The organism is Rhodococcus sp. P14 (assembly GCF_000256505.1).
In the GTDB taxonomy this organism is placed as follows: Bacteria; Actinomycetota; Actinomycetes; order Mycobacteriales; family Mycobacteriaceae; genus Rhodococcus; species Rhodococcus ruber.
On sequence record NZ_AJFC01000206.1, the window covers coordinates 1 to 8,172 of the forward strand.

The window sequence follows — 8,172 nt, forward strand, 5'->3', positions numbered from 1 at the left end:
CCGGCGCAGCGCCTCATGGCACGTGCCAGCGAGCTGCTGCCGCTGGGCTATGCGGGCGCACCGGCCGCCGTCGGGCTGGCCGCGGCACTCCTCACCGAGATCGGCGATGCACGCACACCGCACGCGGCGTACGTCTGGCACTGCGCCGGGGAGGCGGACCTGGCGGTCGACGTCGAACGGGCCCGCGCCCGCTTCGCACGGGCACTGGAGATCGCGGAGCAGACGAACGCCTCGTTCGTCACCGGCCTCGCCGGTGCGTCGAAGGCGTCCATCGACGCCCGGATCGGTGACCCCGTGGCGGCCGCCGCCGAGTACCGGCGGCTGATCCCGCACTGGCGGCGGGCCGGGATGTGGTCGACGCAGTGGACGATGCTGCGCTCGATCGCCGGACTTCTCGAACGCCTGGGCCGCTACCGGGACGCCGCGGTGCTCGAGGGGGCCGTGCGTACGACAGCGGCCGGTCACCGCATCTTCGGTGCCGACGAGGTGGCTCTGGACGATCTCGGCGTGCGGTTGCGCACCGAGCTCGGCGACGACGAGTACGAGGCGGCGCGGCGGCGCGGGGCGCTGCTCGACGGCGAGGCCGCCGCCGAGCATGCGCTCCGCGCCCTGTGACCGCGGGGGACCCGGGACCTCACCATCGGGGCTGTTCGCCGAGGATGCCGAGCAACGACTTGCCGACGAGTTCGTGGGTGAGCGCGTCGTTCCCGGGGTGGAATCCCCCGCACCGCACGTCGCGGTAGAGGCGTTCGAGCTCGTTCCCGGTGAACATGCCGGCGCCGCCGGCCACGTCGAGGGCGATGTCGACGACCCGTTTGGCCGCCTCCACCGCTCGCCACTTCATCGCGTACACCTTGGGAACCCATTCGTCGCCGTGGTCCGCGCCGGCCACCCGGTCCGCGACGAACCGGTCGAGCGTCGCCGAGGCGGCGTCCAGCTCGAGATACATCTGTGCAACCTGATGCTGCACGAACGGGTTGTAGGCGTATGCGCCCCGCTCGATCGCCACCGAGGTCTTGCGGCGGGCGCTGCGGACAGCGAGTTCGAGGGCGCGGTCGGCGATCCCCAGATACACCGCCGCCATGAGCGCGAGCGGCCACATCGTCATCGCCACGAGAAACGGATCGCTGCCGTCGCCCGCGGGAACCACCCGCCCGATGCGGTCGTCGGGCACGAAGACGTCGTCGAGGACCGTGTCGTGGCTCTGCGTCGGCCGCATGCCGAGGGTGTCCCACGTCGGCACGACGTTCACCCCCGCGCTGCCTCGCTCGACGAACGCGTGCACGATGTGCGGCCCGCCGGCCGCGTCCGCGTCGACGGCATGCGCGCCGAGCCACCGCCACGCCGGACCGTTGGAGCCGAACTGTTTGCGGCCGGTCAGGCGGTAGCCGCCCGCCACGCGCTGCGCCCTGCACGTCGACAGGAGCACCGGGATGTCGTTGCCCGTCTCGGCGTGTCCGGCAGCGAACACGTCGCCGGCCGCCGCGGCCTCCGAGATCCAGCGGAGCGACGTGTCGCCCGTGCGTTCCAGTTCGGTCGCGATCCCGATCCAGTACGAGTGCATCGTCATCGCGAGCGCAGTGGCCGGTGCATAGCGCGCGAGGCGCCGCTGACTCGCGGCCAGCCGGGCCAGATCGAGACCCCATCCCCCGTAGCGGACGGGTACGGCGGCGGCGAGGTAGCCGGCCGCTCGCAGTTCCGCGAGGTCCTCGTCGAAGTAGGAGTTGGACCGGTCGAGTTCGCCGGCACGGGAGCGGAACCGCTCCAGCATCTCTGTCGGCAGCTCGGCCGCCCCGTTGCGGGTCGAGTTCATGGTGAGTGTGGTGTCCATGGCCACGACGATGCGCCGGTCTGCTCCCACCGCGCTCCCACCGGATCACACCGCCGTGAGAGCACGTGGGGGCGCCGTGGGAGTCCTCTCCCGCACCGTGACAGGCATGAACGCGACGACCTCCCGGCTCGGGACGATCCTGTCGATCTGGGCCCACCCCGACGACGAGACCTATCTCGCGGCGGGGATCATGGCCGCCGCCCGCGACGCCGGCCGGCGCGTCGTGTGCGCGTCGGCCAGCGCCGGCGAGCACGGAACCGCAGATCCTCGCTCGTGGCCGCCGGAACGCCTGGGCCGGGTCCGCCGCTGGGAGGCGGCCGCCGCCATGGCCGTGCTCGGCGTCGAGGAGCACCACGTCCTCGGCCTGCCGGACGGCGCCCTCACCGATCACGACGACGCCGGTCTCTCGTGGGCCGGCCGGCTCCTCGACGACCTCCGCCCCGACACGATCCTGACCTTCGGTGCCGACGGAATGACCTACCACCCGGATCACAACGCCGTGCACCGCTGGGTCACCCGCGCCTGGCGTGACCGCGGCGGCCGGTCCCGGTTGCTGTACGCCACGCCGACCGTGGAGCATCTCGACCGGTTCCGGGACCTCTACGAGGAATGGGGCATGTACATGAGCGACGAGCGCCCCACCGGCATCCCCGAAGAGCAGCTCGCGGTCCACGTCCGGCTGCAGGGACCCGAGCTCGACCGCAAACTCACCGCACTGCGGGCCATGGCCACCCAGACCGGCGACCTCGTCGCGCGGATCGATCCCGCGATCTACGCGGCCCAGATCGCGGAGGAGGCGTTCGTCGACGCTCTCCGCGTCCCCGACCACGACGAGGCAACAACAGGCACGGCGAGGACAGGCACGGCGAGGACAGGCACGGCGGCGGCGGTGTGAGAGGCAGGGCTACCGGTGCCGCTCGGCGAGGTGCTCCGCCGCCGACCGGACCTGTTCCCGGAGCTCGGGCGGTCCGAGCAGCTCGGCGTCGTCCCCCAGCTGCCACATCGCGGCCCCGGCGTGGCCGGCCCCACCGAACTCCACCTCGGTCTCCCACCACCCGTCGCCCGTGGGCCGCTGCGTGACGATGCGGATCGCGATCACCGCGAGGTCGTCCCGGCGCCGGTCCCGGATCTTCACCGCGGCGGTGACCGTGCCCAGGCCGGCCCGGAACTCGGCGCGGTGCCGGCGCCAGATCCGGGCGAGATCGACGTCGGGCGGGCGGTGCGCCGCGGTGTCGAGCAGTTGCACCCGTTCCATCCGGGAGAGGCGGTAGGTGCGTTCGGCGCCGCGATGCAGGGCTACGAGGTACCAGCGGCCCGCCGCGCTGACCAACCCGAGCGGATCGACGGTCCGCCACCGCGTCTCGGCGCCACGGGAACGGTAGTGGATGCGCAGACGACGATCGGTGAAGACGGCCTGCTGGACGACGCCGAGGTGCTCGTCCCGCCGGTGGTCGACCACCCACCCGGACGAGCTGACGACGATCCGCTCCCCGACGCGCGCCGCGGCGGTGCGCTGCGCCTCGGGCAGCGCGACGGTCACCTTCCGCATCGCCGAGGCGAACGCGGGCGCCATGCCGAGCGAGTCGGGCGTGGCCGAGGCGCTCGCCGCGAGCAGGGCGGTCGCCTCGTCGACGGTCAGACCGGTCAGGTCGGTGGTGAAGCCGGGCAGCAACGAGAACCCGCCGGCGCGTCCGCGTTCGGCGTAGACGGGGATGCCTGCCGTGGACAACGCCTCGACGTCGCGCAGCACGGTGCGCACCGAAACCTCGAGTTCCCGGGCGATTGCGGGCGCGGTCATCCGGCCGCGGTGCCGCAGCAGCAGGACGAGGGACAGCAACCGATCCGCGCGCATGCCGGCACTCTCGCAGAGATACCTGACAGGAGATGTCGTGTTTGGAAGGAAGCATCGTGTCCGCCGACATCGACACACCACCGGGAGGCCCGACATGAGCACCGTCACCGATCCCCGTCCCCTCTACCGTGACGCCCTGGCATGGGTGGACACGCTGTTCGCGCAAGTGCGCCCCGAGCAGATGACCGACCCGACTCCCTGCCCGCAGTTCGACGTGCGTGCCCTGCTCGGCCACCTCGTCGCGACCGTGGACAGGGGGCGGGTGATCGGCAGCGGCGGCGACCCGTTGAGCATCCCGGAATTCCTCACCGGTGTCCCCGACGACGCGTGGCGGGCCGAGCTCGAACGGGCGCAGGCCCACTACCGGAAGGTGTGGAGCGACGACGACGTGCTCGACCGGTCCGTCGTCGCGCCGTGGGGAACGGTACCCGGACGCGCCGCGGTGCTGAGCAACCTCAACGAGGCCCTCGTGCACGGATGGGACCTCTCCGCCGCCACCGGTCTGCAGACCGAGCCCGACGCGGCGCTCGTGGAGGCCGCGTTCGCCGTCGCGCGCCGCAGCATTCCCGCAGCCCGGCGCGGCGGACGGGTGCCCTTCGGCACGGTCGTCGAGTCCGCACCGGATGCGAGCCCCCTCGAACGGCTCGCGAACTGGTCCGGGCGGGAGACCGCCGCGTGGCGGCGCTGATCCGGACACACCGACGCCGACGGGCGGCACCCGCAGAGGGTGCCGCCCGTCGGCGTTCGTTACAGCAGGACTACTCGGCGTCCTTGGCCAGGGCCACCGCCGGGGTGTCGGGCACCGCAGCCGGCTTCTCGCTCGGGGTGAAGGTGAACTTCGCGTTCTCGCCGGCACCCTCGCCGTCCCAGCCTTCGACGTCGACCAGGACGATCTGGCCGGGGCCGATCTCGTTGAAGAGAATCTTCTCCGAGAGCTGGTCCTCGATCTCGCGCTGGATCGTGCGACGCAGCGGCCGGGCGCCGAGGACCGGGTCGAAGCCGCGCTTGGCGAGCAGCGACTTCGCCTTCTCGGTGAGCTCGATGCCCATGTCCTTGTTCTTCAGCTGCACCTCGACACGACCGATCATCAGGTCCACCATCTCGATGATCTGCTCCTGGGTGAGCTGGTGGAAGACGATGATGTCGTCGATGCGGTTGAGGAACTCGGGCCGGAAGTGCTTCTTGAGCTCGTCGTTCACCTTGAGCTTCATCCGCTCGTAGTTCGACTCGGCGCCGGTGCCCTTGGTGAAGCCCAGGCCCACCGCCTTCGAGATGTCGGCGGTACCGAGGTTCGAGGTGAAGATCAGCACGGTGTTCTTGAAGTCGACCGTGCGTCCCTGGCCGTCGGTGAGGCGGCCGTCCTCGAGGACCTGCAGGAGGGTGTTGTAGATCTCCTGGTGGGCCTTCTCGATCTCGTCGAACAGAACCACGGAGAACGGCTTGCGGCGCACCTTCTCGGTGAGCTGGCCGCCCTCTTCGTAGCCGACGTAGCCCGGAGGGGCACCGAACAGGCGCGACGCGGTGAACCGGTCGTGGAACTCGCCCATGTCGATCTGGATGAGCGCGTCGTCCTCGCCGAACAGGAAGTTCGCGAGCGCCTTCGACAGCTCGGTCTTACCGACGCCGGACGGGCCGGCGAAGATGAACGAACCGGCGGGACGCTTCGGGTCCTTCAGGCCGGCGCGGGTACGCCGGATCGCCTTGGCGACGGCCTTGACGGCGTCCTCCTGGCCGATGATCCGCTTGTGCAGCTCGTCCTCCATGCGGAGCAGACGGGTGGTCTCCTCCTCGGTGAGCTTGAACACCGGGATGCCGGTCCAGTTGGCGAGAACCTCGGCGATCTGCTCCTCGTCGACCTCGGCGATGACGTCGAGATCACCGGCGCGCCACTGCTTCTCGCGCTCGGCACGCTGCGCGACGAGCTGCTTCTCCTTGTCGCGCAGGTTCGCGGCCTTCTCGAAGTCCTGCGCGTCGATCGCGGACTCCTTCTCCCGGCGCGCGTCGGCGATCTTGTCGTCGAACTCGCGCAGGTCCGGCGGCGCGGTCATCCGGCGGATGCGCATGCGCGCACCGGCCTCGTCGATGAGGTCGATCGCCTTGTCCGGCAGGAAGCGGTCGTTGATGTAGCGGTCCGCGAGGCTCGCCGCGGCGACCAGCGCCTTGTCGGTGATGGACACGCGGTGGTGCGCCTCGTACCGGTCGCGCAGACCCTTGAGGATCTCGATGGTGTGCTCGACCGTGGGCTCGCCGACCTGCACCGGCTGGAACCGGCGCTCGAGCGCGGCGTCCTTCTCGATGTACTTGCGGTACTCGTCGAGGGTGGTGGCACCGATGGTCTGCAGCTCGCCGCGCGCCAGCTTCGGCTTCAGGATCGACGCCGCGTCGATGGCGCCCTCGGCGGCACCCGCACCGACCAGCGTGTGCAGCTCGTCGATGAACAGGATGATGTCGCCGCGGCTGTTGATCTCCTTGAGGACCTTCTTCAGGCGTTCCTCGAAGTCACCGCGGTAACGGCTGCCCGCGACGAGCGAGCCGAGGTCGAGGGTGTAGAGCTGCTTGTCCTTGAGGGTCTCGGGGACCTCACCGTTGACGATGGCCTGCGCCAGGCCCTCGACGACGGCGGTCTTGCCGACGCCCGGCTCGCCGATGAGCACCGGGTTGTTCTTGGTGCGACGGCTCAGGACCTGCATCACGCGCTCGATTTCCTTCGCGCGTCCGATGACGGGGTCGAGCTTGCCTTCGAGCGCGGCCTGCGTGAGGTTGCGGCCGAACTGATCGAGCACCAGCGACGTCGACGGGGTGCCGGCCTCGCCACGGCTGGTGCCGGATTCCTGGGGCTCCTTGCCCTGGTATCCGGAGAGCAGCTGGATGACCTGCTGACGGACCCGGTTCAGGTCGGCGCCGAGCTTGACGAGCACCTGCGCCGCGACGCCCTCACCCTCGCGGATGAGGCCGAGCAGGATGTGCTCGGTACCGATGTAGTTGTGTCCGAGCTGCAGCGCCTCACGCAGGCTGAGCTCGAGCACCTTCTTGGCACGGGGCGTGAACGGGATGTGACCCGAGGGGGCCTGCTGTCCCTGGCCGATGATCTCCTCGACCTGGCTGCGGACGCCTTCGAGGGAGATCCCCAAAGATTCGAGCGACTTGGCCGCTACGCCCTCGCCTTCGTGAATGAGGCCCAGGAGAATGTGCTCCGTGCCGATGTAGTTGTGGTTGAGCATCCTGGCCTCTTCCTGAGCCAGGACGACGACGCGCCGCGCGCGATCGGTGAACCTTTCGAACATCGCACTCCCTCACACTCTCCGGCCGACAGGTCCGGTACGCGGATCGTTCCGGACCCGGCTGCCGCGTTTCGCTCCGGCACTCGAGTCGTCGAGTGGAACCAGGTTCCACGACCCCACTCGACACTCTAGTTGCCGCCGTTTCGAGGCGCTGCCCCTCCACCCGATCGGCACCGGCGGCAACTCCGGCTACGAGGGGTAACGCCGCACGTCGACCCGGCGTTCCCACCTCCGTGTACGCCAGCAGCGAACACGCTGCTCAGCGGGGCATCAACCGGCGAATGCGCTGTCCGACGCGCTGCGGGGCGCGTTCGGGGTCGACGAGTTCGTTCTCCGCGAGGGGGCTGTCCTCGTCGGCGACGGTGCCGGGCTCGAACCGCTCGAGCGTCCGGCCCGGTCCGCGCAGCCGTTCCACCGCGGCGACGAGCGAGCCTTCGGACCGGACGGCGGAGGCGACGTCCTGCGGGGACACCCCCAGGTGCTCGGACAGCAGACGCTCCCGCATCTCGACGACCGCACGGCTGATGTGGTCGCCCTCGTGATCCGCCTCGACGAAGAGATCGCACTCGGTGTCGAAGCCCAGGGACCGGTTGTTCAGGTTCGACGAGCCGATGCGCAGCAGCACGTCGTCCATGACGACGACCTTCGCGTGCACGTAGATCGGCGCTCCGCCCGCGGTGACCGGGTAGTAGGCGGCGAACCGCCCGTGGACGTCGGCGTTCCACAGCATGTGCAGCAGCTTGCGACGGGCACCGTCCATCGCCTTCTGCTCGAGCCATCCCTCGGCGTTGCGCGGCAGGACCAGCACGATCTGCGGGCCGTCCGGTTCGTGCAGCCGCTTCGCGAGGGCTTCGGCGAGGGTCCGGGACGCCAGGTACTGGCTCTCCATGTAGAGCGTGCGACGGGCGCCGGCGATCACCGCCAGGTAGAGGGCTTCGATCTCCCGGACCTCGGCGCGGTCGCGGAGTTCGGGCAGGGTGCGGGCGACGGCGACGTCGACATCGCGCAGCGCCGGGCGCAACCCCTCGGGCCAGATGGTGTGATCGGCCTCGACCGGCTCGAGGTCCTCCCCGGTCGCAGCCTTCCACCGGGCACGGGCCTGCTCGCCGATCGCGCGGGCGGCCGCGCCGTCCACCGCGGTGGTGACGTCGTGCCACGGTCCGTACCGGCGACCGTTCGGCTCCCGCCGGGAACGGCTGGGGGCGGGG

Annotated in this window: 6 protein-coding genes and 1 pseudogene; 3 read left to right on the forward strand and 4 right to left on the reverse strand. The window is 70.6% G+C overall.

Features of this window, described 5'->3' with window-relative positions; translation table 11 throughout:
- Positions 1-615: pseudogene (locus tag OEY_RS28500) on the forward strand (ATP-binding protein); the annotation flags it as partial.
- 19 nt (positions 616-634) lie between these two features.
- On the opposite strand, the gene OEY_RS0114600 reads toward OEY_RS28500, so the two are convergent.
- The gene (locus OEY_RS0114600) at positions 635-1,831 is read right to left on the reverse strand and encodes an acyl-CoA dehydrogenase family protein (protein WP_040273744.1); all 1,197 of its coding nucleotides are present in this window, start codon (positions 1,829-1,831) and stop codon (positions 635-637) included.
- Positions 1,832-1,937: 106 nt separating this feature from the next.
- Between OEY_RS0114600 and OEY_RS0114605 the strand changes: the two genes are divergently transcribed.
- Positions 1,938-2,726, forward strand: a complete 789-nt coding sequence (locus OEY_RS0114605; RefSeq protein WP_010594599.1) for a PIG-L deacetylase family protein — start codon at positions 1,938-1,940, stop codon at positions 2,724-2,726.
- Between the two features lie 9 nt (positions 2,727-2,735).
- Here the strand turns inward: OEY_RS0114605 and OEY_RS0114610 are convergent, their stop codons facing one another.
- Positions 2,736-3,683 carry a helix-turn-helix transcriptional regulator gene (locus tag OEY_RS0114610; RefSeq protein WP_010594600.1) on the reverse strand — a complete coding sequence of 316 codons (948 nt, stop codon included), beginning with the start codon at positions 3,681-3,683 and terminating at the stop codon, positions 2,736-2,738.
- A gap of 94 nt (positions 3,684-3,777) precedes the next feature.
- On the opposite strand from OEY_RS0114610, the gene OEY_RS0114615 reads away from it, so the two are divergent.
- On the forward strand, positions 3,778-4,371 hold the full coding sequence (locus OEY_RS0114615; protein ID WP_010594601.1) for a TIGR03086 family metal-binding protein: 594 nt from the start codon (positions 3,778-3,780) through the stop codon (positions 4,369-4,371).
- A 70-nt stretch (positions 4,372-4,441) separates the two neighbouring features.
- Here the strand turns inward: OEY_RS0114615 and OEY_RS0114620 are convergent, their stop codons facing one another.
- Positions 4,442-6,967, reverse strand: a complete 2,526-nt coding sequence (locus OEY_RS0114620; protein ID WP_010594602.1) for an ATP-dependent Clp protease ATP-binding subunit — start codon at positions 6,965-6,967, stop codon at positions 4,442-4,444.
- A 256-nt stretch (positions 6,968-7,223) separates the two neighbouring features.
- On the reverse strand, positions 7,224-8,172 hold a 949-nt coding region (locus OEY_RS28505), incomplete at its 5' end, for a phospholipase D-like domain-containing protein (RefSeq protein WP_010594603.1).